22 protein-coding genes and 1 pseudogene are annotated in these 23,921 nt (G+C 42.7%); 9 read left to right on the top strand and 14 right to left on the bottom strand.

Translation table 11 applies throughout. The features are described 5' to 3' along the window. Window position 1: 1 nt before the first annotated feature. Window positions 2-3,796, bottom strand: a complete 3,795-nt coding sequence (locus AC5FX6_RS10785) for a DEAD/DEAH box helicase (protein WP_493597059.1) — start codon at window positions 3,794-3,796, stop codon at window positions 2-4. Between the two features lie 349 nt (window positions 3,797-4,145). Beyond that, on the bottom strand, window positions 4,146-4,397 hold the full coding sequence (locus AC5FX6_RS10780) for a DUF3293 domain-containing protein (protein WP_493597058.1): 252 nt from the start codon (window positions 4,395-4,397) through the stop codon (window positions 4,146-4,148). A 139-nt stretch (window positions 4,398-4,536) separates the two neighbouring features. Here AC5FX6_RS10780 and AC5FX6_RS10775 point away from each other — a divergent pair, with 139 nt between their 5' ends. The 5 genes from AC5FX6_RS10775 to AC5FX6_RS10755 all read left to right on the top strand — a co-directional run bounded on the left by AC5FX6_RS10775 (window position 4,537) and on the right by AC5FX6_RS10755 (window position 9,643). Beyond that, entirely contained in the window at window positions 4,537-4,710 is a 174-nt protein-coding gene (locus tag AC5FX6_RS10775) for a hypothetical protein (RefSeq protein WP_493597057.1), read from the top strand. A gap of 106 nt (window positions 4,711-4,816) precedes the next feature. Beyond that, window positions 4,817-5,194, top strand: coding sequence for a DUF1016 N-terminal domain-containing protein (locus tag AC5FX6_RS10770; RefSeq protein WP_493597533.1), 378 nt, complete (start codon window positions 4,817-4,819; stop codon window positions 5,192-5,194). A gap of 233 nt (window positions 5,195-5,427) precedes the next feature. Then, complete coding sequence (locus AC5FX6_RS10765; RefSeq protein ID WP_493597532.1) at window positions 5,428-5,643, top strand: Fic family protein; 216 nt, start codon at window positions 5,428-5,430, stop codon at window positions 5,641-5,643. Window positions 5,644-5,968: 325 nt separating this feature from the next. Continuing rightward, window positions 5,969-7,156, top strand: coding sequence for an AAA family ATPase (locus AC5FX6_RS10760; protein WP_493597056.1), 1,188 nt, complete (start codon window positions 5,969-5,971; stop codon window positions 7,154-7,156). Window positions 7,157-7,159: 3 nt separating this feature from the next. Continuing rightward, complete coding sequence (locus tag AC5FX6_RS10755; protein ID WP_493597055.1) at window positions 7,160-9,643, top strand: S8 family peptidase; 2,484 nt, start codon at window positions 7,160-7,162, stop codon at window positions 9,641-9,643. A gap of 443 nt (window positions 9,644-10,086) precedes the next feature. On the opposite strand, the gene AC5FX6_RS10750 is transcribed toward AC5FX6_RS10755, so the two are convergent. The 5 genes from AC5FX6_RS10750 to AC5FX6_RS10730 form a co-directional block, all read right to left on the bottom strand. After that, window positions 10,087-10,830, bottom strand: a complete 744-nt coding sequence (locus AC5FX6_RS10750) for a hypothetical protein (RefSeq protein WP_493597054.1) — start codon at window positions 10,828-10,830, stop codon at window positions 10,087-10,089. Window position 10,831: 1 nt separating this feature from the next. Beyond that, a complete protein-coding gene (locus AC5FX6_RS10745) occupies window positions 10,832-11,875 on the bottom strand; it encodes a hypothetical protein (protein WP_493597053.1) in 1,044 nt (347 codons plus the stop codon). A 617-nt stretch (window positions 11,876-12,492) separates the two neighbouring features. Continuing rightward, window positions 12,493-13,449, bottom strand: a complete 957-nt coding sequence (locus AC5FX6_RS10740; RefSeq protein WP_493597052.1) for a DUF8464 domain-containing protein — start codon at window positions 13,447-13,449, stop codon at window positions 12,493-12,495. 294 nt (window positions 13,450-13,743) lie between these two features. After that, window positions 13,744-14,688: an ArdC family protein gene (locus AC5FX6_RS10735; RefSeq protein WP_493597051.1), complete on the bottom strand. Its 945-nt coding sequence runs from the start codon at window positions 14,686-14,688 to the stop codon at window positions 13,744-13,746. Window positions 14,689-14,764: 76 nt separating this feature from the next. Next, window positions 14,765-15,229 (bottom strand): JAB domain-containing protein, encoded by a 465-nt coding sequence (locus AC5FX6_RS10730; RefSeq protein WP_493597050.1) that lies wholly within the window; start codon window positions 15,227-15,229, stop codon window positions 14,765-14,767. A 513-nt stretch (window positions 15,230-15,742) separates the two neighbouring features. On the opposite strand from AC5FX6_RS10730, the gene AC5FX6_RS10725 reads away from it, so the two are divergent. From AC5FX6_RS10725 to AC5FX6_RS10715, 3 genes and pseudogenes are all read left to right on the top strand, one after another. Further along, window positions 15,743-16,033: a helix-turn-helix domain-containing protein gene (locus AC5FX6_RS10725; RefSeq protein ID WP_493597049.1), complete on the top strand. Its 291-nt coding sequence runs from the start codon at window positions 15,743-15,745 to the stop codon at window positions 16,031-16,033. 21 nt (window positions 16,034-16,054) lie between these two features. Beyond that, window positions 16,055-16,345, top strand: coding sequence for a hypothetical protein (locus AC5FX6_RS10720; protein WP_493597048.1), 291 nt, complete (start codon window positions 16,055-16,057; stop codon window positions 16,343-16,345). Then, a pseudogene (locus AC5FX6_RS10715) lies at window positions 16,324-16,870 on the top strand (PDDEXK nuclease domain-containing protein). Before AC5FX6_RS10720 ends, AC5FX6_RS10715 begins: the two are co-directional and overlap by 22 nt. A 173-nt stretch (window positions 16,871-17,043) precedes the next feature. Here AC5FX6_RS10715 and AC5FX6_RS10710 read toward each other — a convergent pair. The 7 genes from AC5FX6_RS10710 to AC5FX6_RS10680 form a co-directional block, all read right to left on the bottom strand. Next, window positions 17,044-17,649, bottom strand: a complete 606-nt coding sequence (locus tag AC5FX6_RS10710) for a hypothetical protein (protein WP_493597047.1) — start codon at window positions 17,647-17,649, stop codon at window positions 17,044-17,046. Window positions 17,650-17,706: 57 nt separating this feature from the next. Further along, window positions 17,707-18,654 (bottom strand): hypothetical protein, encoded by a 948-nt coding sequence (locus AC5FX6_RS10705; RefSeq protein WP_493597046.1) that lies wholly within the window; start codon window positions 18,652-18,654, stop codon window positions 17,707-17,709. 205 nt (window positions 18,655-18,859) lie between these two features. After that, window positions 18,860-19,198 (bottom strand): cytochrome c oxidase assembly factor Coa1 family protein, encoded by a 339-nt coding sequence (locus AC5FX6_RS10700; protein WP_493597045.1) that lies wholly within the window; start codon window positions 19,196-19,198, stop codon window positions 18,860-18,862. A gap of 135 nt (window positions 19,199-19,333) precedes the next feature. After that, window positions 19,334-19,762, bottom strand: a complete 429-nt coding sequence (locus AC5FX6_RS10695) for a hypothetical protein (protein WP_493597044.1) — start codon at window positions 19,760-19,762, stop codon at window positions 19,334-19,336. A 238-nt stretch (window positions 19,763-20,000) separates the two neighbouring features. Continuing rightward, window positions 20,001-20,354, bottom strand: coding sequence for a hypothetical protein (locus AC5FX6_RS10690; protein WP_493597043.1), 354 nt, complete (start codon window positions 20,352-20,354; stop codon window positions 20,001-20,003). 80 nt (window positions 20,355-20,434) lie between these two features. After that, window positions 20,435-21,058: a hypothetical protein gene (locus AC5FX6_RS10685; protein WP_493597042.1), complete on the bottom strand. Its 624-nt coding sequence runs from the start codon at window positions 21,056-21,058 to the stop codon at window positions 20,435-20,437. Between the two features lie 139 nt (window positions 21,059-21,197). Then, window positions 21,198-22,034, bottom strand: a complete 837-nt coding sequence (locus AC5FX6_RS10680) for a toxin-antitoxin system YwqK family antitoxin (RefSeq protein ID WP_493597041.1) — start codon at window positions 22,032-22,034, stop codon at window positions 21,198-21,200. A 550-nt stretch (window positions 22,035-22,584) separates the two neighbouring features. Here AC5FX6_RS10680 and ltrA point away from each other — a divergent pair. Continuing rightward, window positions 22,585-23,901, top strand: a complete 1,317-nt coding sequence (gene ltrA / locus AC5FX6_RS10675) for a group II intron reverse transcriptase/maturase (protein ID WP_493597040.1) — start codon at window positions 22,585-22,587, stop codon at window positions 23,899-23,901. The last annotated feature ends 20 nt before the right edge of the window (window positions 23,902-23,921 follow it).

Genomic DNA, 23,921 nt, shown 5'->3' with positions numbered 1-23,921 from the left:
GCTAGTTGTAAAGGTTAAGGAGTTTATAATCAATGAAGGTTGGCTGTGTAGAAGCAGCACCTCTGATCGTATTGACCACATTTGCATACATCTCATTTCTTCTAAAATGAGCTGCATTCCCAACAACAATCAAGAGACGCTTCGCTCTGGATAAAGCAACATTTAATCGTTGAGGAGTTTCTGCAAATCCTAGGGAATCGTTCTTCTTATAGCCCTCATTATTTGGATACTTTATAAGACTCGGCTTTTGATGCGGTGTGTCAATAATTTTATTGCTTCGCACAGTAGACACTATGATAATATTGCGCTCCATACCCTGGAACCTATCAACTGTCTTCATGAGCAATTTTAAATCGGGAAATTCTCTTTTGAGTGAGTTTAACCTATTCATTTGCTTTCCATAAAAGCTTATGATCCCTATTTCCTGATCTTCTTCTTTTTCCCAATGAGACATGTATTCTTCAAATCCTTCTGAGTTCTTCAAGTACTTTAAAACTCGGCGGATAGCTTCCACCTCAGATTCATTCACTCTGGAGGTTCCATCCTTTAGCTCTGGTTCATCTACATTTACCCAAATAGTATGGCTGTCAGGACTAATAAAGCCATCATGAGAAAGCCCGTGATAACGGGAGAAAGGATTGCTTAGATCAGGATCATCGACTTGATCGAGCGGTAATCCACAACTCAGGCCTCCATCCTCCAAATAGAATTGTTTGATAACCTCATTGATTTGAGGGTGCATTCTATATTGTTGGTTGAACGCTCCCCTAAGTGTAGGAGAAACCTTGTCGTTCATAAATAGTCTCTCAAACTGTGAGGTCTGATAATCTTTCTCTGTCCAGTGCCTGGCTAAGTCAAACTTACCTATCGTATCAAGTGTCTCTTTGAAATCTTGCTCGTTTAAGCTAGGTGGTAGTTGTCTGTGATCTCCTATTATAATGGACTTCTCCCCAAATGTTAATGGTAATAATAGTTCAGGAGGAGTGGCTTTACTAGCCTCATCCATGATAACAGCATCAAAATGCACCGGCTTTAACTTGGCAGCGACATCTGTTCGTAAAGGCGTACCATTTTTTACACTATAAGTATAGCTTCTGAGATCCTTATCCTCTATCTGTGGGTTATATAAGGTTTGGTAATTAATAATGAAATCAGGGCTGCCAGCAGAGCTACAGGTATTTCCTACAACATTAACATGTGCAATATAGGCGTGCTTGAACTCTTGTTTTGTACTGCTCGAGGGGTTGCTAAGACCTTCCCTCCATTTATTAAGTACCTGTTGATATTCCTTGGGAGAGTCGGCTGATCTCCTGATAATGGTGTTCAACCATGTCTGGACAGCATTATTGTTAATGTTGCCACCATCTTTATCTTCAAAGATATCTCTATGATCTACTCTGGCCCATTGCTCAATTCTTTCTAACTGAAACTGCTTACCTTCCTCTTCTTGAACATTTCTACCGAAACGAAGAGGCTTAACTATCATTGTTTTAGGATTGTCCAGCCTACCCAATGCATTGTCAACAGCAAGATTACTTTCTGAGGTAAGCAGAAGCCGAGAATTCTGTTTCTTCAGAATGGACTGCCAAATGATTTCAGAAATCACGGTCGTTTTACCAGTGCCCGGAGGGCCTTGTAAAAGGGCTAAATCTTCGGCCTTTAGTGCTTTAGCAACTGATTCAATTTGTGAGTTATTGATTTTGTTAGAGTTCAGTCGCTTCTTGACAATTTCTATTTCATCCTGTAATTCAGAATGTCTTATGCCTTTTGCCTGAGATGAGTCGAAGATAAAGTCACCGAGTTTCGCATTAGCTGGTTTTTTCCCAAACTGATCCCTTGGTTTGGTAATTTTCTCAATGGCTTCTTTGAGATAATTGTTCTTACTTCTATCTCCGGACAGATCTGGATGGACTGTATATAGAACTTCTTCATCCATGAACAGACCCCTGATGACTTCGCTAAAGCGAACATTCTCTTCAGTATCTAATGTTAAATTGAAAACCAGCTGCTCATACTTGGACCTTCTGCCATCTAGCTTGCCAAGGTATACCTTTTGTGTCTTTCGTGCATTCCCGTCTGCATTCTCTAGTTCTTTCAACCAGTAAAATTCGCTGCCGGCTAAAGCCTCTATTTGCTCTGAGAATATTGCTTTCTGAGTTTCTTCATCAACTTTGAAGTAGAACGCGTAAGGGAATTCAGATGTATGGTGCTCTACTTTTATAGCATTCTCTGCCTCTAATGCCTCTAGTCTGTTGAAGAACGACACGAACTCATTGGAAGAGGAGTAATAACGGAAGTAAAGAGTTAGTTGATTTTGAGAAAATTCAAAATCAACATCTTCCTTATATTCCTGCTTTAATCGCAGGCCAATCGCAGTAAGGTCTGGATTTTCAACACTTAGACGAACTTTATACTTAAAATCTTCTCCTAAAGAATCTAGATTATGGCGTACTAAGTTTAGCTCCTCTAGCTTATCTATATTTTCCTTAAGCTCGTGTTTATTGAGCACATCGAAAGATAGAGTTGCTTTGTCTTTTCTTTGACCTACATTAAAGCCTTCTTCTCTTAAAAATCTAAGACACTCCTGTTTATTCTCTTTTATAAAATCGTGTTTGTTTATTGGCTTAAAGGTACCTGTAAGCTTAATTAATTTGATAGTAGGGTATTTAGAAGCTAATACTTTTTGGAAGAGCCAGAGTGACTCAAAACATTGCGTTGTGTCTTTTTTAAACTCTATAAGATTATCAGTATGATCTTTATATTGATAATATCCGGTCCAGCTTTCTCTAAATAAACCGAAATCATCAAGCGTAGCTTCAAGACTCTCGAAATTACCTCGGAAATTTTCGACAGTAACAGATACGCGTTTTATAATTTCAGCATTATCAGGATCAAGCTGTTTTCTTACATTGAATGTAATGCTGTCTACATCCAACCTTTCTTTCAGCCGCCTTTCTAAAATCGCAGAGTCATTATAATTGTATATCGTTGAAACTGCTCCAACTTCAGGTTCCCTTCTTACATAGGGATACTTTCTAATATACTTGTCAATATTCCGTATTTCTTCTACCGTACAATATACTGTCTCATCTTCTTCTAATTTAGAAGATAAGCCGATCAGAGTAGCTAGGTCAGAATAGTCTTGCCTAAGAGAGCTGATTTTTCCCCAGATGGCAGGCTTGGGATTGTATTCTGTAAATTTTGGGTGTCTTGTGTTAAACTCTATTAGAACTTGCTGAGTTGCATGAAGATTTCTGTGACTGAGGCTACTAAGATATATAAAGCTGTCGCTGTATTTTGCGTAATGCTGATTTGGTATTATTCTTCGATACTCTAATGCACCAATCATTTCCTTAGAAATGTTCTTTTGGTTGACAGCTACCGTTGTAGTTAATACCGGCTCATTCCAACGATTTTTTTCCTGCTTTGTCTCAACAATACGAGTAACTTCTATAGGTTTAGATTTTTCCTCTATGATAGCTTCATTGGCCTCAATATAAGCTTCCCATACTTTTAATTGTTCAGCATGAGGGACTCCTTTCCTTTTACTATGGTCAGAGTGTTTGCCTATAGAACTAGAATCGGACTCTTTTTTTCTATCAGGTATTTTGATATCTCTCTGAATAGAGGTATCTGAGAATTTCTTTTTTAATAAATCAAATTGAGCCTGATTGATTCGTGTAGTTGGCTTATCCTCAATCTCATACCCAATTGTCTTTAAGTAACTAACAATGCTGGTAGTAGATGTTTTGAAAATGAATGCTACTAATCTAAGCCTTCTGTCTGATGCAGTCATGTATACAAGAAATAGGTATGATCTTAAAAACTTATATGTTCGCAGCTGCCTAGAAGATAATTGACAAGAGATAGATAAGGGTCATAACAAAGGCCTAGGGAGAAAATGCACCTGAAGCTAAGTTACCTTGCCTTTCTTTAGTTTATCTTTTGTTAAGTATAGCTGAGGTTTGTTCGAATCGAAGGATGAGGAGCTCTGGTTCTAAGTCCTCTCCGCCAACCAGTATGGCATTTTGGCCAAAGTAGCTACCCAAGGCAGCGGCTTATTCTCTGCAAATTCCTTGGATAAAGAAGCTTTCTTCGCCCTCACAACTCCCTCCTCGACTTTAGCCTTCTCCCTTGCACACTTTTTAATCATGTAGTTTCTCAAGTAGGAGACGCTGTTGCTGCTGGTTGTATTCAGCTGACTGCTCAACAGAATATGGATTCCAAGCAGTAATGTATGTCCAGTCTCTGACACCTTCTTGCTCTAAATAGGAAAGCAGGTTTTGGTTAGCTTCATCCAAGCTAATAGTAATGGTTCTTGAGCCATCAGTAAAGCTGTATTCTGTAAGTGTGTAGGCTATCTTAAGATGATCAGGTAGCGAATTTAATTGGCTCATTAGCACCTAAAAGTAATAAGTAGGAATAAAGTACTCTGCTTTATACATTCGTAATCCCAAATATATTATAAATCTAAACTATAGCAACACAAAATAACGTGTTATGAATACAATAATTTTGCACATACCACATGCAGCGATGACTGTACCTATAAAGGAGGGATACACTGCTCCCTGGTATGTGGTGGAGCGGGAGTTAAACCTGCTGACGGATTGGTTCACAGATGAGCTGTTCACGCATGAAGATGTTATCAGAGTAGTCTCTCCTTTCTTCAGGGTGTGGAGCGCTTCCCAGATGATGAGCAGGAGGTGATGGCACATTACGGTATGGGTATGCTCTACACGAAAACGGATAATGGGCAAGAGCTCAGGCAAGTAAGTGCAGGGCTAAGGAACAAGACCAAGAAAGAATACTATGAATTGCACCATACTGTAGGCTTCCCCGATTTTTAGGCCATTGTAAAGTTGGTTTTTTTAAGTTACAGTTTCCTCGAGTAATTCCGCAGGCGCCTGCGAAGATCTATTGGCCAGTGCTGTTGCGTTGGAACATCATCCTGGCGCAGCAGCAAACTAAAGGATGGGGATCCAAAGTGATTCAGACGCTCTCTGATGACATACGCAAGGAATTCCCGGAGTTGCAGGTCTTCTCTTACCGGAACCTGCTGTATATGGGGCAGTTTGCTTCTGTTTATCCTGGAGCTGAATTTACGCAACAACCGGTTGGGCAATTGCCCTGGGCACACCATGTAGTGTTGTTTACTGGCTATTTCGGCCAATTCCAGCCAGTTCATATTTGAAAGAGCTGGAATTGACAGAAGACAGAACCACCGGTATCCTCACGATAAAAAGGGCCTGAAAAGCAACGGTTCTCCTGCGCCTACTTTTACAACAGATGATGAGCGGTCTTTTTTCGAGGTAGAGATTGCTGCCACCCCGCTTTTCAGAGACCAGCTTAGTCGAAAGCGACCAAGTTAGTGACCAAGTAACAGAGCTAGCTGGAAGGCTAAGTGAAGAGGATATAAAGCTGCTAGTGTATGCATATAAGCCGGCAAAGCGGAAAGACATGCTGGAGGAAGGCCTAGGTATATCTAATCACACCAAGAACGCCAAACGTTATATTGATCCGTTGCTAGACAAAGGTTTGCTGGAGCGTGCAATAAAGGAAAGCCCAAATAGCCCATTGCAGCGATATATTATAACAGAAAAGGGACGGAGTTTGCTTCAGTGTCAACTTAAATATCAATAAAAATGCTTTACACCTGTTAATGAACTTATTTCTCAATCGGTAATCCCGCTATACGAAGACTTTATTCCTGCAGCCTTCAGTACCTGCCCTAGACTCATGCCCCTGAAGCTTTTAATAGCCTCAGGGGCTTTTATGTAGATAGAAGAATAATCTAATTGAATTAAAATCTAGGTGCACAGAGCACTTACCGAGTACTGAGAATTGGGATTTTGACATAGGGATTATATGTAAATCAAAAAGAAATTATTTCGTATTTATGGAAATTTATTCCTTGATTTGGAAATAAATTTATTATATTTGCAATTACAATTCCATATAAGTAAAAATGATTCAATATTTTAATATAGTTCAGGCATTGTGCAGATCAGCTCTTTCAAGTCCTAACGAAGCTGTTATGCACCAAATTTCTAGACTGCAGAAAAGCTTAGAAGAAGACGGTTTTGCCAAAGAAGCAAAGTCTATAGCAGCTATACTTTCATCATCTCAAGGCTCATTGGATATGTCTCCTAGTAGAATCCAGAAGTCTTTCATTGCTACAAAAGGTGAAGAGCTCACTAAAAGAACTCCCATTCCTGTTGACAAAGAAACATCTACCCCCTTGGTTGAGGTTTTTTTTGAGACAGAATTGCCTGATGACGTGCCATTGTTCGACTCCAATATTCAGCTAGCTATTCAATCAATTATTGATGAATGGTCAAGATTTGATGAATTGGCAGTATTACAAGCCGCCCCTGCACGTTCCTGTTTAATATATGGTGCCCCTGGAACAGGTAAAACACACTTGGCAAAGTGGATGGCGAAGCAGATTGGTCTACCAGTAGTGCTGGCAAGGCTAGAAGGGCTAATGTCCTCCTTTCTCGGCACAACATCAAGAAACATTGGAAACCTGTTCACTTTTGCTAATAGGTACAAGTGCGTATTGCTGCTTGACGAATTTGATGCTATCGCAAAGCTACGCAATGATCCTCAAGAAGTGGGAGAGGTGAAGAGAGTTGTAAACACATTACTACAAAGCTTAGACACTAGAAGGGAACAGGGCTTTACAATAGGTGTAACTAATCATGAATCTTTACTAGATCCTGCCATATGGCGAAGATTTGATATTCAAGTTGAAATTCCAAAACCATCTCCTGAAGTGATGATGCTACTGCTGAAGAACTTTTTGAAACCTTTGGAATTCAGTGAAAGCGAAACAAAATTCTTAGCGTGGTCCCTAGAAAGTGCTTCAGGCGCTGACGCAGAAATGCTCTCAAAATGGCTAAAGAGGGCCTCTGTTTTAGAAAAGGAGAGAAACATTGTATCTACGATGAAGCAGTTTGCACTTCTAAACTCAGGGAGAGTTGATGCTGCTAAAAGAAAGGTTATGCTCAGCAGTGATGAAGACTTTATTTCAATGCTGTTGACCGATAAAGATTTTTCATTTAAGCAGAAGGATGTCGCATCCTTATTTGGTATAACACCTTCTACCTTGAGCAAACAATTATCAAAACTGAAAGAAACAGAAAAAATATAAGCCATGTCAAACAGCCCTATCCAGATAATCTTGAATACTAATGATTTCATTCAATCATGGGAACGTACAGGAGGTGGTCCTAAGAAAGACTTCTTTGCCGGAAATGACGCTGAGTTTGTCGAGCACAGGGAAAGTCTCCAAAAGCAGCTTCAGGATATAAAAGACTTACAAATTAGGAACAATTATGCTCCAATTGCATATGCTAAAATCACATTGAAACAAGCTGCTCTTGCGAAAAGCCACCGTCCTACTTCTCAGATATTTAAAAGAGATGTTGCTCCAGTAGTAGGAGCTGGCGACTTAGGAGAGTTATTTGTTGAATTGAATCCTGAAAGTATTGAAGAAGTAAACAAGAAGGTAGGGCAAGCAGAGGCAGAAACTAGATATAAAGAGCGTGATGGAAAAAATGTGCCCAACCCTACAAAGCTCCGCAGTGAGGTTGGTGCCATAAAAGAAATATCGCCTTATACATCTGGTGACAAAAGGAAGTTTTCTGTAGCTGAAGCATTAAACTGGTTATCTAATCCACAAACTGGAGGAGCATACATTGTGGAATTATTTGACTCGCCGCCTCCTAGACAACACTGGGACACATTAAGTCAATATAAGCTTGAATTGTTTAAAAGCTTTTTTGACGGTTTAGAAAAGCTTGGAAAAGGGTTGATAGCCACAAGAATAAACGGTGGATTAGGGACAGCTGTTATTTTTGGTGTCAGGCTGGAGAATTCATCTTCTTCTCCTATTTTACAATTGGCACCTTCTACATCTTCGGCTAGCAAAATCAATGATCATAAACAGGTGAATTTAGATCCGGAGGTGAATAGTATACTCTTGTCCTTTTTAGATCATCACCCTCTGGTCAAAAGAGTTACGTTACCTCCAATAATTACCCAGAGTCAAGAACAAACGAATTATAGAAAAAATGACACTTTTATAATACCTCAGCCTCAAGAAAGCGCCTCCTATCCCAAATTGTGCATAGTAGACGGAGGCGTTTCTGATGTATATAATGAGTGGGTTGAGGAGAGATGGGGCCTTGTCAGCCCTTCTGACAAAGATGAAAATCATGGAACATTCATCGCGGGCTTAGCTTTATTTGGCCAGACCTTGAATGGACATGCTATTTGTAAAGAAGTTGATGGTTGCAAAATCATTGACTTAGATATTTTACCTACAGCAGGGAAATACTCCTCTTACTATTCAAAACCGCTCGAATTCTTCAATGAATTAGAAATAGCGGTTCAGGAGCTTAAAGCTCGAACAGGAGTTAGAATATTTAATTTTAGTTTAAATATTGAAGAGCATGCTTCTACGGCTGGGTACAGCTTACCGGCTCAAATACTAGATAAAATAGCAGAGGAAAACGACATTATTTTTGTGATTTCTGCAGGAAACACAAGTCCTAATGACATGAGAAAGGAGTGGCCATCTGATCACTTCGAAGCTTTAAAAATTTTAGCCAACTCAAGAAATGATACTCTTAAGAGACCGGCAGAGAGCTGTAGAAATATAAGTGTCTCAGCTTTAAACCCTCCTGATATTAATGGAGTTGTTCCTTATGCCTTAAGTAATTACAGCTGTAGAGGCCCGGGATTAAGAGTTGGTCTTAAGCCTGATCTAGCTCATATTGGGGGATCAGGAACAATACATTCTATCTTAGGCCATGGTCTGCTTTCATTAGATGCCAACGGAAATGTTGTAGATGGGTGCGGAACAAGTTATGCAGCACCTAATGTAGCTAGAACTTTAGCCACCCTTGACCATACTATTGAAGGAAATGTTTCAAGAGAGACTCTAATAGCTTTGGGCATCCATCATGCAGCATTACCAGAACCGCTTACCGACAAGAGGCTGAAGAATATAACTAAGCATTTGGTTGGCTTTGGTATCCCAAATGGTTCAGAAGAAATCTTAAAAGGTGACCCTTCAGCGATAACATTGGTGTTTGCCAATAGAGTAATTAATGGACATAAAATGAGCTTTAAGTTTTCATGGCCTTCAAGCTTAGTGAAAGACGGCAAGTGTTACGGCCATGCGAAACTTACTATAGTTAGCACCCCTCATTTTGATTATAAGTATGGCTCCGAATTTGTCAGAGTCAATATAGATGCAGCTCTGCGTCAGCAGCAGAATAATGGTAAATATCTAGGACGTCTAAATGCAGTATACACTCCTGATGACAAGGAGGGTAATTTATATGAGAAGGATCAAATAGATCACTCATTTAAGTGGAGTCCAGTAAAAGTGTATGAAAAAATATTTCCTAAAGGCGTTGGCCCAACTACAAATTGGTCTTTAGATGTTGAGTACCTAGCAAGAGACGGAGTAACTCTCCCCCCTTCAGGAGTTCCTTTTACAGCTATTCTAACAATTTCTGATCATAAGGGGAAGGAGCCTGTTTTTAATGACATGAGGCAGATGCTACAGTCTATAGGAGTGAATGCTGTAGATATCAAGACCGCGGCTAGAATTGTACCTAGAGTTTAATCGCCTTGGGTTATATAAATATAACACCTCCTCCAGAATGTTAAAGAAAGCTTCTTTAGTCTAGTGAGTATTCGTCAGTTTGCAGTTTGCAAACTGACGAATACTCACTTAGGTACTTATACGTGAAGGGACATGATGACTAAATAAAGGAACAGGTTAATGTAAAAAAATTATATGTAGTAATAGGTTATAAGCGACTTTCCTGTATCGCGTCAGTTATTCCAACATTTCTGATTATAATTAGCAAGGTGCAAACTTTGTACTGTTTTTAGGATGATGAATTTCAAGAACCCATATTTGCGGCCAGTATATGACATGGCATAATTTGCAAGTTTCTTAAGTCTTTTGAATCCATGCTTTCCTATGGTAAACCAGAGCGCTGCTGGTTCATCTTGACCTTATCACTACTGACTAAAAAGTATACATTAAAAAGCACTAAAGTATTAATCAGGCTCTACCACATTAAATGTCCCATTTGCTGTTATAATATCACCTGCCTCATTAGTGGCTACCGCTCTATATGATATTGCTCCAGTATAACCGCCAAATAATCCTGGAGTAAAAAAAACTGTCGCTTGGCCATTTTGATCTGTTTTGGTAAGAGATCGGAATAGCCTAGAACTAGTGGATGACAAGCTATCCGCAACAATGAATTCTACAGATGTTCCTTCGCTAGGTAGTCCTTCTAATGCGGAAAGGTTTGCGATTAGTTGGATTTCGTCTTCAAATGTTCTCGAGACAGCGAACTTGTTTTTGTTGGTTCTAATGGCAGTTGGATGAGAGGTCAAAAAACTAATAAACCTTGTAGTCTTGAACACCTCGGGTATTTCAATGGTAACTGCATGCCTCCCTTTTTTGGTAGTGGTCTTGAGAGTTGCGAAAATATAAGCATTAGTACTGTTGGGACCATCCCTGTATAACTCTGAACTAGAATACTCTGCTTTGTTATTTTCTAAGAACACACCTTCCTTAGTTGTGAAATTAACCTTCACGTAATCTTTATTCGGTGCTAGTGGGAACAGAACCTTGATTCGTATGCTATCTACTCCATTGGCAAGGGCTCCTTGTGGAGGGTCGATTTCTACTGTAGGGCGATAATCTGGATTTACTTTCTCAAAGTATTCTTCGTAGTCATAACAAGAATACAGAGGGAGAAAAACAAGTAGAATTATGGCTATATTTCTCATTTTACTTAAAACCTAAGGTTGTAATCACTCCACCAACAATATCTCTCAGCTTGATATCTAAGGTTACGGCCAGATAAGATGTCCCTGCAATTGACTTTCTATCGGAAATGAGCCTGTTAGGATTCACTTCATAAAAGAGCATTTGACCATATGATATCCGTAATGCGTCTACAGGCTGATAACCAATACCGATTAGAATATTACTGTCGCCTATTAAGTCATCTCGGAAATTTTCTTCAGCTATGCTGTTGATTGTCAACCCAAACAAATAAGAGAATCTTTGTGGGGCAAGGAGTTTGTATGATTTAAAAGGTATATCTGGATCAATTTGCCTTATGTTGTAAAAAACTCCTAGCATTAGGCTTGGCCTAATAAATGTATCCTCACCATTCTTAAATATGGGCACGGCCACACCAAGTTGAGAGAATATCCGTTGCTTGAGCCTCCTATCCAATGTTGGGGAGACAGTAGTGAAATAGTAGCTATCTAGCTCATCTTTATCACTCCATCTAATATCAAGTCTATAGTTACGGTCCGGTTTTAAATTATTTAGCTCTACATATATGAACTCTGAATCTTTACTCTCTTCATAGAGCTGCTCATTATTTATATCATCGCTTAATGAATTTGAAATATCTATAAGACGTTTGGCCTTAACTGTTGAAGGGTCTTTTTCCTGTTTATTAGATGGAAACGCTTCTTTGGTTTCTTCTACTGTTTTTCGTGACACCTTGACTGTATCCTGCTGATCTTGATAGACAGTTTCAACTATATCTGTTTTTGTCTTTCCTATATCAGCTTTCTTACCCTTTGAGTGGCGTTTAATCTTCAAAAAGAAAACTCTGTCAAAAGGAACTGCCTCTTTTGCTAATTTCAAGACTGGGTCAGTTTCAACTGTTCTTAACTCTAGAAAGCCTGTTTCTGAACGTTTTTCGACAATACCTGATGAATACAATTTTTCCTCCTGAGCACAGGCTTCCTGAACTATTGCAAGATTAGCAATCAATAAGGTGATTGCCAGTATTATCTTCCTATATCTATTCATAATCTAGAGGATGTATTTAATAAGTGCATATTAATCTTTAAATATACTTATTAAGTACAATAAAGTTAAATTTTATCAAGATTATTTTGAATAAAACAATAAGGTTATTTGAAATATCTAACAATATGCATCTACATCAAATAAACAGTGTCTTTATAAAACAGTACCTTCTAAATAAGTTGTACATAATATAATCTTATCAACCAGAGCTAAATAAGCAAGAGAGGAGCTATAGTCATTTAAGCTATAGCTCCTCTCTTGCTTGCTGCTCAGTCACTTAGTAGTAGGGCAAAAATCAGAGATGGCAGTTAAATCTTCGAAAAGATTATTCGATAATTGAGGGCTTTGGTCTACCTAATCGGACTGATTAGTAGAAATGTTTGTGTCAATTCCTTTATTTTGAACTGCCTTGGACAAGAAAGTTTACCCTTTAAATGCCCAACTTGATATTGCTCGAATAAAGAAGTAAATCTGACCACGATAGACAATAAGAATCTCGGAGAGGAGGAAAATTCGGGTACGCGCTGTATTTTAGAGTATTATGCAATTGATAGTGAATAGGTTATCTAGATGGTTCGACTCCCTGCATAACAATAACACAGTATTGCTCTCTTCTCTTAAAGTCTCATCTTAACTCCTTTCCAACCGCTGATTCCTTGAAGCAGCCGTTTTGCCAGTTGCGGCTTTGCTACCAGCAGCTCGTTTACATCCTTATAGTCTTGGTAAGTGGAGGAGAGGTCCCGGCAGTTCAGTTCTGATCGTAGCAGCCGCTCACTCGCCATTCTACCCGCCTGATCATTGTCTAGGAAGAGAAGCACCTGCCGGTGCCGGCCGATCACGTCCAAGCTCTTGCCTAGCTGGGCAAGGGAGTTGAGGACAAGAAAGCTGGTGCTGACCTGAAGGCGTGACCGAAGCTCGAGAAGCGAGAGAAAATCCATGAAGCCCTCGAGCAGGCAGACCGTGCCGACGCCGTGATTGATATAGGTGATGTCCTTGGGGGAGGAGGATCCTTTGAACCAGCTGTTACGCAGTTCATAGCCGCCTGAGCGATTAGGAAATCCAATAGCTTTGTAATGTCTGGTGCCGATGGAGAAGCTGACCGCTTGGCAAAAGGGGGCTGCCGTATGGAGGCTAATGCCGCGCTGCTGCAGGTAGTTTGCCAGTTGGGTATTGTCCTCCAAGGGCTTTGCCTCCAGTATTTTGATACTAGTGGAGGGTGCTGGTGTGACAGCCGGATTTTGCCCCTTAGTAGGTTTTCCTGTTGGCTGTATACTGAGGGTCGCTGTTGCCTCTGAAGGTATAGGCTGCTGGGAGAGGAGCTGGATAACCTCCCGGATCGAGGCGGTGCGGTGGAGCCTCATGGCCAGGTCGAAGATTTTGCCGCCCTCCCCGCTGCCGTGGTCGTACCAGCGGTTCAGGCGCGTGTTGACCTTGAAGGAGGGAGTGCGCTCGGCCATACGGGCCGGAGAGATGTACCACCAGTCACAGCCCCTTTTGTAGGCGGGGTGTATGCCCTGGCTTGCCAGGAAATCGGTGATGGCGATTTCGCTATTGATCTGTTGAATGTTCATCATTTCTTATCTTTTGCAGTTGTGAAAGCACTTTCGTTGAGTAGCTGCCGTGCTGTGGAAAGCATGGAAGCCTGAGAAAGGCTTTTGTGTTTCATATTTTTGACTCCTTTTAAAGATCGAGGAGCAGCACTGAGTTTTTTCACAAGGCGATACACAATTGGGAAAAGTTTATGGAAGCGCATCGTAGTTTATATGAGCCGATTCAAGTCGTTATTCGGCTCATTTGTATCGTTTATTTGAGCCGAATAAGTGTTATGGAATGGGCCATCCGCTTTACCAGACAGCCCTTCACTTTCCCTAAGCAGCCTGCTTATCTGCAAGTGATGCTCCTTTGTCTTGTTCGGCTTTCAGATCTAGGATATAGCTGGCCGCTTTGAAGGCCTTGGTGCCGGCGTAGATGATCATCGTCTTGTCCTCCCGGAGCCGGCTGATCCAGCCCTGCAGGTAGGCTACCGAGTTTTGGAACACGGCCTCCTTTATTCCTGTGAAGGCGCAGAGGAAACTGGCGCCCATCTCTGCCACCAGCTCCTCCTGGCTGTAGGCCTCATCCCCGAAGCGGCTGGACTTTTCATCCTCTAAGAAGCGGTTGAGACGAGCGTGGTGGCCGGTGGCGTGGATCAGCTCGTGGAAGAGCGTGGCGTGGTAGGCCTCCGGGGAAACAAAACACCTGAGGTTGGGCACCTGTACGATGTCCTGGGCCGGCGCATAATAGGCCTGCGCTCCGCCGTACTGTATCTGTGGGCGCGGGGAGGGGAAGCTGTTCACCACTTGTTGGCAGGCTTCGATGATTTGCTGTCCGGATTGCTCTGGCATGGTTGGCAGCCGGAAGTCCACGCCCTCCACTTGATCAATGTTGAACACGGTCCAGAGGAAGGGGACGAACCTGTTGCAGGGGCGGTCTTTCCCCTCGGCCGCTAAATCTACTGGCTGCTTTTTCTCTTTCGCCTCATAGATCTTCCAGTAGACGATGGGGGTGCCTTTCTGGCCCTTCCTGACACGGCCGCCCAGTTCCTGCGCCTGCTTAAAAGTAATAAAGTATGGCGCCGTGTAATTGTTTTTCCCGGTGACATGATGGAGGTAGAAGGCATTGAAGCCCTCGTAGGGGCGACCGGAGGCGTAGTTCTTGGGAAGCCCGTACGTGCTCCAGGGCTTTTGCCAGATGGCTTTTCCCTGCTGCAGTTCAGCAATGATTTCATTGGTCACCTGCTCTGCCAAGTGGTTGAATTTCTGATAGGCGTTCATAGGATTAGATTTTAATTGATGAAATTGAATGGAAGGGGGCAGGGGCCGTTTCCGGCTCCTGCCAAAGAAAGAGGGGCTAAAGGAGCCCCTCGTCAGCCAGGGAGTAGTAACCCTCGCTGGTAAGGATGATGTGGTCGAGGATGGCGATGTCGAGGAGCTCCCCGCCCTGCTTCATTTTCTTGGTCAGCTGCAGGTCGGCCGCGCTGGGCTGGAGATTGCCTGAGGGGTGGTTGTGGGAGAGGATGATGCCCGAGGCGCAGGCCTTGAGAGCGGCGGCGAAGATGAGCTTGGGGTCGGCCACGGTGCCCGAAACGCCCCCGGTGGAGACCTCGTAGACGCCCAGCACCCGGTTGGCCCGGCTCAGCAGCAGGACCTTGAACTGCTCGACGAACTCGATCCTGCCCGTGTCCCAATTTTCCTTGAGCACATTGTAGGAGTCAGTGGAGCAGGTGACCTGCGGTCTTTCGGAGGGCTTTACTTTGTTGCGGTAGGAGAGCTTGATCTCGGCTACTCTGGCGAAGGTGTTGACGGTCTTTTCCATAATCATAACGTTTTAGTTTGAGGAAATTGATTATGGTGCCCCCGCTGCCTTCGGCGCCGGACTAAAGGCAAGGTGGAGCCAAAGAAAATGCGGAGGGTCCGCCGCAGGTGGATACCCATTTTGTTTGGACTACCTTGGCGCAGCGCACCTGTGTCCGGTCCGCAAGGCTACCTTTGCGCCAAACCAAGTGACGTTGGATCTTGGCTTCGGAATGGCTTAGAGCATGGGATCTAAAGGGAATCTATCCCTCTTTTGACTTCTGTTGATAGCTAGGTTCTCTCAGTCAATGAGGGATAAGGTTTAGTTGTATCAGCCTTGGATGTAAGATGCTTAATCAGTTGTGCATAAGCCTGATGCAGCTTGGTTCAGATTAAAATGATAAGATGTTGTACTCAAGCGGAGTATACTTCCCTGGCCTGTGGCTAAAAAAGTTTTTCACTATTAGGGCTCATGTTGTGAAAAGGAGGGGAGATAACAGGGCATCTTTCAACTGTAACCCAAACAAGCACGACTATGCCCATAGAAATCATCACCAAGCAAGACCTTCTCCAAGCCCACCGGCAGCTGCTGGAAGACTTGGTAAAACTGATTGGAAAGCAGCTGGCTGAGGCACCGAAGAAAGTGTTCAAGTCTGCCGAGGTGCGGCGCATGCTGCAGGTCTCTCCTTCCACGCTGCAGAAGCTGCGGGTGGAAGGCACGTTACCCTCGGTCAAGGTGGGGGGCACGCACTACTATCGCTCAGAGGATATCACCAAACTCCTGAATGGAAAGGGGGAACGGCATTACATTGGATCTGCCTCTTAAGGGCGATTACAGGCAAGCGGGGTGACGGGCGCCTACTCATCCCGCACCTGTTCCGCTTACAAGGGCTACTGGCCAGTGCTGTTGCGTTGGAACATCACCCTGGCGCAGCAGCAAACTAAAGGTTGGGGATCAAAAGAACTTCGGACACTCTCTGATGACATACGCAAGGAACTCCCGGACCTGCAGGGCTTCTTTTACCGGAACCTGCTGTATATGCGGCAGGTTACTTCTCTTACCCTGGATCTGTATTTACGCAACAACCGGTTGCGCAATTGCCCTGAGCACACCATGTGGTGTTGCTGGATAATGTAAAGGATGGGCAGCAGCTACTCTTCTACATCCTTAAAGCCATTGAGAATGGCTGGTCCAGAAATGTGCTGAGTCTGCAGATTAAGTCCAGCCTTTACCAGCGAGAAGGGGAGAGCCTGACCAGCTTTAATCTGAAGCTCCCGGCGATTGAATCAGACCTAGCCCGGGAAATGCTAAAGGACCCGTATATCTTTGACTTTCTGACCCTAACGGAAGATTACCAGGAGAAGGACCTGGAGAGCGCTTTAACACAGCACATTACCAAATTTCTGTTAGAGCTGGGAGCTGGATTTGCTCTTCTACTATCTCAAACTGCGTTGCTACGTTGTCATTGAGCTCAAGAAAGGCAAGTTTCTTCCTGAGTACGCCGGTAAGTTGAACTTCTACCTCCCCGTGATAGATGACAAACTGCGAACAGAGCAAGACAAACCAAGTATCGGGCTGCTTATCTGCCAGGACAAGAACAAGGTGGTCTCAGAGTACGCCCTGAAGAACATTGATAAGCCAATAGGTGTTTCGGAGTACTAGCTTACAGAGGAAACTTAAAGGGAAGCCTCCCTTCAATCGAGGATTTGGAGCTGGAGCTTGAGGAGTCCTGATTATATCCCTTTTCTTTTACATAAGAATACTTATGCTGCCCAACGGGCTTTGCTATGAGGTGGCGTAGCTACCTTATAAGTTGTGTTGGCAGAGGTAGTTTTTCATTTTCTCTTTAAACTGTCATAGGGTATACTGATCGCGGCTGGTGGGGGAGGAATCAATACGTCTGCGGTAGTGCTAAAATTCCTACTCTCGCTCTTGATTAGATTTTGTTTTTCAACAATATCCAATAATCCATAAAGCGTCTCTTCCAACTCACCTTGCAAGGTTCCAACTATTCTTGCTTCTCCATTGTGGAACACGAATTGCAAAGAGTGAAATGCTCCATCTTCTTCAAAAGAAAAGCCTTCTTTCAAGCTATTGAAATCAATAGAGTCCACTAATCCATACACTCTTCCCATACTTTGTGAATCAAGCTTTGCTATATAGTTTTCAACAACGGTTTCGCTATGCCTTTCTCTCAAACGGTAGTAGACGGTACTATCATTATTTATCTCTACGTCCTTGCTATACCTTTCAGTCCCCATACCGGGGAATATAGAAAAGCTTATGCGTTCGAATAGAACTTTTTGTTTTGTTTTTGAAATTGGTTCAGTAACCTTATTGACAGTACTTTCATTTACATTCTCGTCACTACTCCCACATGAGATTAGAAGTAACAGGAACATAAGTTGTAGAGAGTTTTTCATAATTTCTTTCACTGCCAACGGACTTTGCTAAACGATGGCGTAGCTACCTTATAGGTTTTGTTGACCTAAGTAATTTTACCTTTTGCTCAACTCTAGCACAGCCTGTCTAGGACTAGGAAAGCTAGTTGCTACTCGCGGGTCCATGATGTTTCCGCCAAACCCTGTTTCATCATCCGACAACTTTTTCTGTATTGTCATTAATTTTTTCCGATACGTTTCCCCTCCAACTTCCCAAAGCGATCTGATAGCTATCACCTTTTCAAAATTTTCATTTTTTTTATCGGAGATGAAGTTGAAAAGATATAGGGCCGACGCACTTGAATCGTCGTTCTTTAGAAGCTGTAAGGCAGACACTCTTGAATGAAAGTTGTCAGTTCCGATAAACTTTTTCAAAGTGCCTAGCTCAACTTTAATATCAAGTAGGAATGCAGTTTCTAATGCAACATGCTGTATAAAGAACGTCTCGATCTCTTCTTCATCAAACCCAGCTGGATCTTTAGATAAATAAGACTTTATAAAATCCGAAACCTTTGAATAATCAAACTTATTAGCCTTATGGTAACTCCAGATCTCTTTATAAGTATCTTCGTAAATTTCTTGAGAAACAAGTGCTTTATGATAACTGTGTCGATAGGTTGCCATAACCTTACCATCTTCCAATAACGCAAAGCCTGAAGTAGGCGTCGGTAAGCTATAATTGCCCTCTTCTCCTTTCTTTAGCAAAAGGTAATAAGTTTCATTCGCAATGAGAGGCAAGTGCAAACCATGGCCAGATGAACTTTTAAGATCCAGCATGTAAAAGCCTGATATGTTTACAACCCCATTTAAATTGCTATCCCCAAAACTCTTTACTATTTCTACTCTTGTTCCCGTGGAATCATCGCTAAGCGTTTTTGCAAGAACAAAATAGTCTGCGTTTCTAATTATTTCTTTCTGCCATGGTTCATCCCAAGTTTCTGCAAAAAGACCGAGGGGTAAAAATAGTGTAGCAATCAAGGCCACTAGTAACCTAACATTTTTCATATAATTATTTATTTCGGTCAACGTTACTTGTGCAGCCGAAACCCGTAGCGAAGCAAGGGTTAAGTATGCACTATGTTGGATATAGTTATTCTTCCGTATCTAATAACCTTTAAGAGTTGGTCCATCTTCTAACTTTTACCTTCGAGTGGCACTCAATAAAGGAACTGCATTCTTATTTAATAGTATGGTAGTAGTCTATGATGAATTAATTATGCATCCAGAAATCCCTAACTACCCATTCATTAAGTGAATCTTTTTCCAAGACTATATTGATCGGTGAGTTTTTCTTACTCCCTTTAACGGTATAGCTGAAATGAGCTTTTCCCCCTTCTGGATAATTCACCATACTTCCAGATACAAAAAAACCGTACCCTTCTACTTTGCCTATTTCATTATAAACTGCTGGGTTATTCTCTATGTACAGTTGAGAGGCTTTATAAGCGTCTGTTTCTTTCGTTTTTGAAATAACAAATACACTAATAGCAGTAGAAAGAGCAAATACTACAGCTATAGATATAAGCACAAGTTTTGTAAGGCTACTCATAAAATGAACAAAGCTTTCGTCGATGAAAAGTATTAAGCTGCTAATTTTCTTTAATTTTTTTAATAGTTTTAATTGTATCCAACGGCTTTGCTATGGTGAGTTTATGCACTATAGGTTTTGTTGTATGTTGCTTTTCTATTCAATGTTTAGGCAGAAGTACATTTCATTCAGGTCATACCTTGCCAGCTCTCTTGGAACACTACTTTTAAAATTAGCTTTGTCTTTTGACCAATCATAGTCTTTAGATATAACCAATCCAAACTTGTCGATTAACTGAAAAATCATTTTATAATCAACATCTTTATCAAGTTCAATACCATCGAATAGCTTCAGGTAATTATCATTACCACTCTCCAGTGTTAAGCAATCACCCCACACTGGGCAATAGACTTTATCTTCTGCTTTAAAATAAATTGTAATAGCTCCGATTTTCTTGCCTTTTTTGGTGAGGTCATCAATCCCACTTTTAATGTCCTTTGGTTGCCAGCAAATTTCATCTGGACGCAATTGTGAGAGATATGCCTTCTTTAAAAGCTCTGAGTCTATGTAACTAAAGTCTTTCATAAATTTAAGTTACATACAACGTTACTCGTGTAGCAGAGGTATTGTGTCAACAAGCCTATCTGCTACACTTGGTTAGGCTCTGACATTTTTATACTTCTTGCAGTTTGCTTCTTGAAATTGCTATACCTTCTTTCATAATGTCAACCATTGTAGTTAACTCTGCTTTTGTCCATTTAGGAGCAAATTCCTCTCCTTCTGGAGTAATTGCAGGTATATTTGACCCAAAGAAGAGTTTGTCCTAAATCTTGTTTCTAATTTTATTCTTTTTATTTCCCTTAAATTCAAGATTCAGCGTCGTCACCACATCTGTAAACAGATTCCAAGCAACCAAAGCCTTCTGACAATCTATCTCAATTGCCCCGCTTTTTATCCAGTCTTGAATGTAATCCAAATCATGCAGGACAGGCTCTTCATTTTGAATGACTAATTTATTATTCTTTGCAAATTCTAACAGTTCTTTCTTATTCTTAAATGCTATTATTTTAGCTGTAGAAGAAACTACTACCAAACCATCAAGGTCATCAGAAAACCAAATCAGGTAGTTAATCTGATTATCCAGCTGAAGTTTTAATATGTAGTATAGTCTTTCCAATAATTGCTGTTTGAGCCTAACGTGCTGGTATAGGCAACGGGTAAGGCGTTGAGGCCTGTGCTTTGTTAGGCGAAGAAGTTTTACCGCTTTTTGACCAACAACACTGAATCAGCAGGTTCTTTGTCCAAATCTATTTTATATAAAACATAATCAGATTCAGTTACCGAACCTATAGGACGGTCAGGAACAATGCTTGCTTTCTTTATATAAAGCTGTATCGTATCAACCCTTGCGTGATTTTCTACTCCAAAGCGGTTACCTTTTTCATCAACTAGTTCATTTTCTAGCGAGTAAAGCTTTAATTCAGGCAATCCACTTTTAGCGAAGAACATTTCTTTTAATGTAGTGTCTTTTCTTGCAACAGTAAGCACAAAGCCATTTCCACTACCCCCCGCTGAATATTTTAAACTTGGCTCTCCATTTGCTGATTTGACATAGTAGCTGTCGAAAATGAATAGTCGATGTTTCACTTTTATCGGTTCATGAATCCATGCGCTACCAAGAGCTACCACTGATTCACCAATTCTTATATTACTTCTAACAGGTACATACTCCGCAGCAAGAAAGCCATGTTCACGTGCCAGTTTCTTGTCTAAAGATATATCTTGGTTTTCAGCATTTTTAACACTTATAACCCTAAGTACCAACAGGACTAACAGCACAGTTACTGTTATTAATATAAGTATCGCCTTAATTTTATTCATTCAGAATACCGCAGAACGGATTAGTACAGGCTGCGAACGAGGCGCAGCCGAGTGTGGAGCCTGTGCCGTGTTATGTGCTTTAGTTTTACTTTTTTAGTTGATTTGATTCGGCCTGCTCAGACCTTTTCATCTAGAATGGCTATCTCACATAGAACTCTCTTGTAAAGTAGATATAAACACTCTCTGTTACATTTCCTATCTCCTCGGGATTCTCTACTTCCACCTTAAGCCTCTTCTTCGCTTCTTCAGCACTTATCTGCTCGACTCTATAATCCTCCAAACGTCCTTGCACCACATGCTTTCCCTTCTTTTTGGGAAGAACTACAAACTCCGCTGACAATCCACCACCATTGACTGTATCGGTCGCTGCAGGGTTTATGAGTCTGTACTTCTCGCCAAAGCCACCGATGTGCAGTCGTACCTGACTTTTACTCCCATAAAAGGGAGCCTCTAATTTAAAGCGCAGTCTTATCTCTTCCCCTAAAGATATAGTATCTCTGTTACTGAAAACTGTCATGTAGTGGCTGCTGTCAGCTATAATTTTTTCAGTTTCATCATACCTTATTCTTTGATTGCCTATGTAGTCGTCCTCAAACCTGATATATTCATATGCTGCTTGCTTCTTACCATTCTCCCTGTACTCGTAACCCCATCCAGCTGGCATCCCTTCAGAATAGTAGGTTTTCTCTTTCAGTTTACCGTTCGGATAAAAAGCTTTATAAACCCCGTCTAAGACACCATTCCGGTAAACACTTGTTTCTTCAATACTGCCGCTTTGGTAATAGTGGGTAAATTCTCCGTGCTCTTTGCCCTCTTTGAAAAAGCCCCTGGCTCTTACTTTTCCATCCGGATAGTATTCAATCCGTTCTGTTAAGCCTGTTTCGCTATTATACCTTTCATCAAGCTCTCTGTTCCCGTTGCAGGCAACTAACAACAAAATGAAAGGTAGAAGCCGCCATATCCAAGTTAAATTCATTTGATTTTTTTCGATATTTCACATAACGGATTGGGCTATGAAGTGGCGTAGCTACTTTATAGGTTTTGTGTGCGCCCAGTATGGGCTCCTGATACTAAAGGTATCATATTATTCCAGAGGGTGCAAGTCCCTTACAGGCGAGTTGGTGAAGCCTGTTAGTAAGCCGCAAGCTGGCTGGCCGTGAGGCAGCAGTGAAGAAAGCGGGACTGCAAAATCCGGTACTGACGAACAGAAAGTACATAAGAGGCATATTAGCGCGGGTAAGCAAGCACATCTTTGCAACGCTCCTGACCAACAAGCGCTGGTATGTAGATGTGCCAGGAATCGGAGGAAGGAAGGTGCTCTTACCTGGGGAGGTCTCCCGGTGTCGTGAACACAGGGAGAAGTCAGCAGCGGTCGTAGTAGGTAGCGGCAACGAGCCGGGAAGCACCCGGAGGTCTCACAAGCTGCCCAAGGACCAAACGTTAAGTTTTCCCAAATTCGGCAGGGAGGCCTCGGCCAGCCCTGCCTTAAGCGGGAGAAGAGATTACTCTACAAACAGTAGTAACAGATGATAGCGAAGGTACTCCACCGGGGCAACATGCTCCAGGCATACACGCACGTACGGGCCAAGAAAGGTTCGGCCGGCGTGGACGGTATGCCCGTGGAGCAGCTGGCCCAGCACCTGAAGAAAAACAGGGACGCCATCGCCACGGCCATCTGCAACGGCAGGTACCTGCCACAGCCCATCCTGGGGGTGGAGATCCCTAAAAGCAACGGCAAGACCCGAATGCTGGGCATCCCCACCGTCACTGACCGGGTATTGCAACAAGCGGTGAATCAGGTGATAGCACCGCTCTTTGAGCTGGAGTTCACCGAGCACAGCTACGGCTTCCTTCCGGGCCGCAACGCCCACCAAGCCCTGCAGCAGGCGCATAAGTACATCCACGCAGGCTATCAGTACATTGTTGATATAGATCTTGCCAACTTCTTCGACGAGGTGGATCACTGCCTGCTGCTGCAACTACTCTACCGGAAGGTAAAGTGTCCCCTGACCCTGCGCCTGATCCGCAAATGGCTGCGGGCTCCCATCCTTATTAACGGGAGACTGGTCAAACGCAGGAAAGGCGTGCCGCAGGGAAGCCCGCTCTCGCCGCTGCTCTCCAACATCCTGCTCCACGAGCTGGACAGGGACCTTGAGCGGCAAGGGCTGCGCTATGTCCGCTATGCTGACGACTTCAGTGTCTACACAAACAGTGGAGTGACTGCCCGGAAGGTTGGAAACGCTGTATTCCTGTTCTTGAGGAACAAGCTGAAGCTGCCCATCAACCGGGAGAAGTCGGGTATCAGGCGGCCGGTGGATTTTCAAATGCTGGGCCACGGCTTTGTGCCCACCTACAGGAAAGGCGACAAGGGCAGATACCAGCTGGTGGTGGCAAAGAAGGGATGGGAGAGACTCAAGCAGAAGCTGAAGGCCATCACCCGCAAAACCACGCCCTGCTCTTTCGAGGAACGTGTCCAGGAACTGAAAGAGGCCCAAAGAGGCTGGGTCCACTACTTCCGGCTGGCCAATATTCAAGGCAAGCTCAAAGAAGTGGACAGCTGGATACGAAATCGGCTCCGGCACTGCATCTGGCATGACTGGAAGAAGCCTGAACGGAAAAGGAAGAACCTGATCCGGCTGGGTGTCCCGAAGGGTCAGGCCTACGCCTGGAGCAGGACCAGGAAAGGGGGCTGGGCGGTGGCTCAAAGCCCGATGCTGATCACGACGGCAACGGTGAAAAGGCTGGCCCAAAGGGGGTACGAATCTTTGCTCGACTACTATAAGAAAGTAGCTCCACAACTTAACGAACCGCTGTATGCGAGACCCGCTTGTACAGTGGTGTGAGAGGCGCACCCCGTCAGCGT

The organism is Pontibacter sp. LHS2 (genome assembly GCF_058932845.1).
The sequence above is the reverse complement of the archived record's forward strand: the minus strand, read 5'-3'. Positions and strand labels throughout refer to the sequence as shown.

Bases quoted from the DNA above. Each gene is read 5' to 3' on its own strand.
- AC5FX6_RS10785 (WP_493597059.1), bottom strand. From the start codon at position 3,796: ATGACTGCATCAGACAGAAGGCTTAGATTAGTAGCATTCATTTTCAAA.
- AC5FX6_RS10780 (WP_493597058.1), bottom strand. From the start codon at position 4,397: ATGAGCCAATTAAATTCGCTACCTGATCATCTTAAGATAGCCTACACA.
- AC5FX6_RS10775 (WP_493597057.1), top strand. From the start codon at position 4,537: ATGACTGTACCTATAAAGGAGGGATACACTGCTCCCTGGTATGTGGTG.
- AC5FX6_RS10760 (WP_493597056.1), top strand. From the start codon at position 5,969: ATGATTCAATATTTTAATATAGTTCAGGCATTGTGCAGATCAGCTCTT.
- AC5FX6_RS10755 (WP_493597055.1), top strand. From the start codon at position 7,160: ATGTCAAACAGCCCTATCCAGATAATCTTGAATACTAATGATTTCATT.
- AC5FX6_RS10750 (WP_493597054.1), bottom strand. From the start codon at position 10,830: ATGAGAAATATAGCCATAATTCTACTTGTTTTTCTCCCTCTGTATTCT.
- AC5FX6_RS10745 (WP_493597053.1), bottom strand. From the start codon at position 11,875: ATGAATAGATATAGGAAGATAATACTGGCAATCACCTTATTGATTGCT.
- AC5FX6_RS10740 (WP_493597052.1), bottom strand. From the start codon at position 13,449: ATGATGAACATTCAACAGATCAATAGCGAAATCGCCATCACCGATTTC.
- AC5FX6_RS10735 (WP_493597051.1), bottom strand. From the start codon at position 14,688: ATGAACGCCTATCAGAAATTCAACCACTTGGCAGAGCAGGTGACCAAT.
- AC5FX6_RS10730 (WP_493597050.1), bottom strand. From the start codon at position 15,229: ATGGAAAAGACCGTCAACACCTTCGCCAGAGTAGCCGAGATCAAGCTC.
- AC5FX6_RS10725 (WP_493597049.1), top strand. From the start codon at position 15,743: ATGCCCATAGAAATCATCACCAAGCAAGACCTTCTCCAAGCCCACCGG.
- AC5FX6_RS10705 (WP_493597046.1), bottom strand. From the start codon at position 18,654: ATGAAAAATGTTAGGTTACTAGTGGCCTTGATTGCTACACTATTTTTA.
- AC5FX6_RS10700 (WP_493597045.1), bottom strand. From the start codon at position 19,198: ATGAGTAGCCTTACAAAACTTGTGCTTATATCTATAGCTGTAGTATTT.
- AC5FX6_RS10695 (WP_493597044.1), bottom strand. From the start codon at position 19,762: ATGAAAGACTTTAGTTACATAGACTCAGAGCTTTTAAAGAAGGCATAT.
- AC5FX6_RS10685 (WP_493597042.1), bottom strand. From the start codon at position 21,058: ATGAATAAAATTAAGGCGATACTTATATTAATAACAGTAACTGTGCTG.
- AC5FX6_RS10680 (WP_493597041.1), bottom strand. From the start codon at position 22,034: ATGAATTTAACTTGGATATGGCGGCTTCTACCTTTCATTTTGTTGTTA.
- ltrA (WP_493597040.1), top strand. From the start codon at position 22,585: ATGATAGCGAAGGTACTCCACCGGGGCAACATGCTCCAGGCATACACG.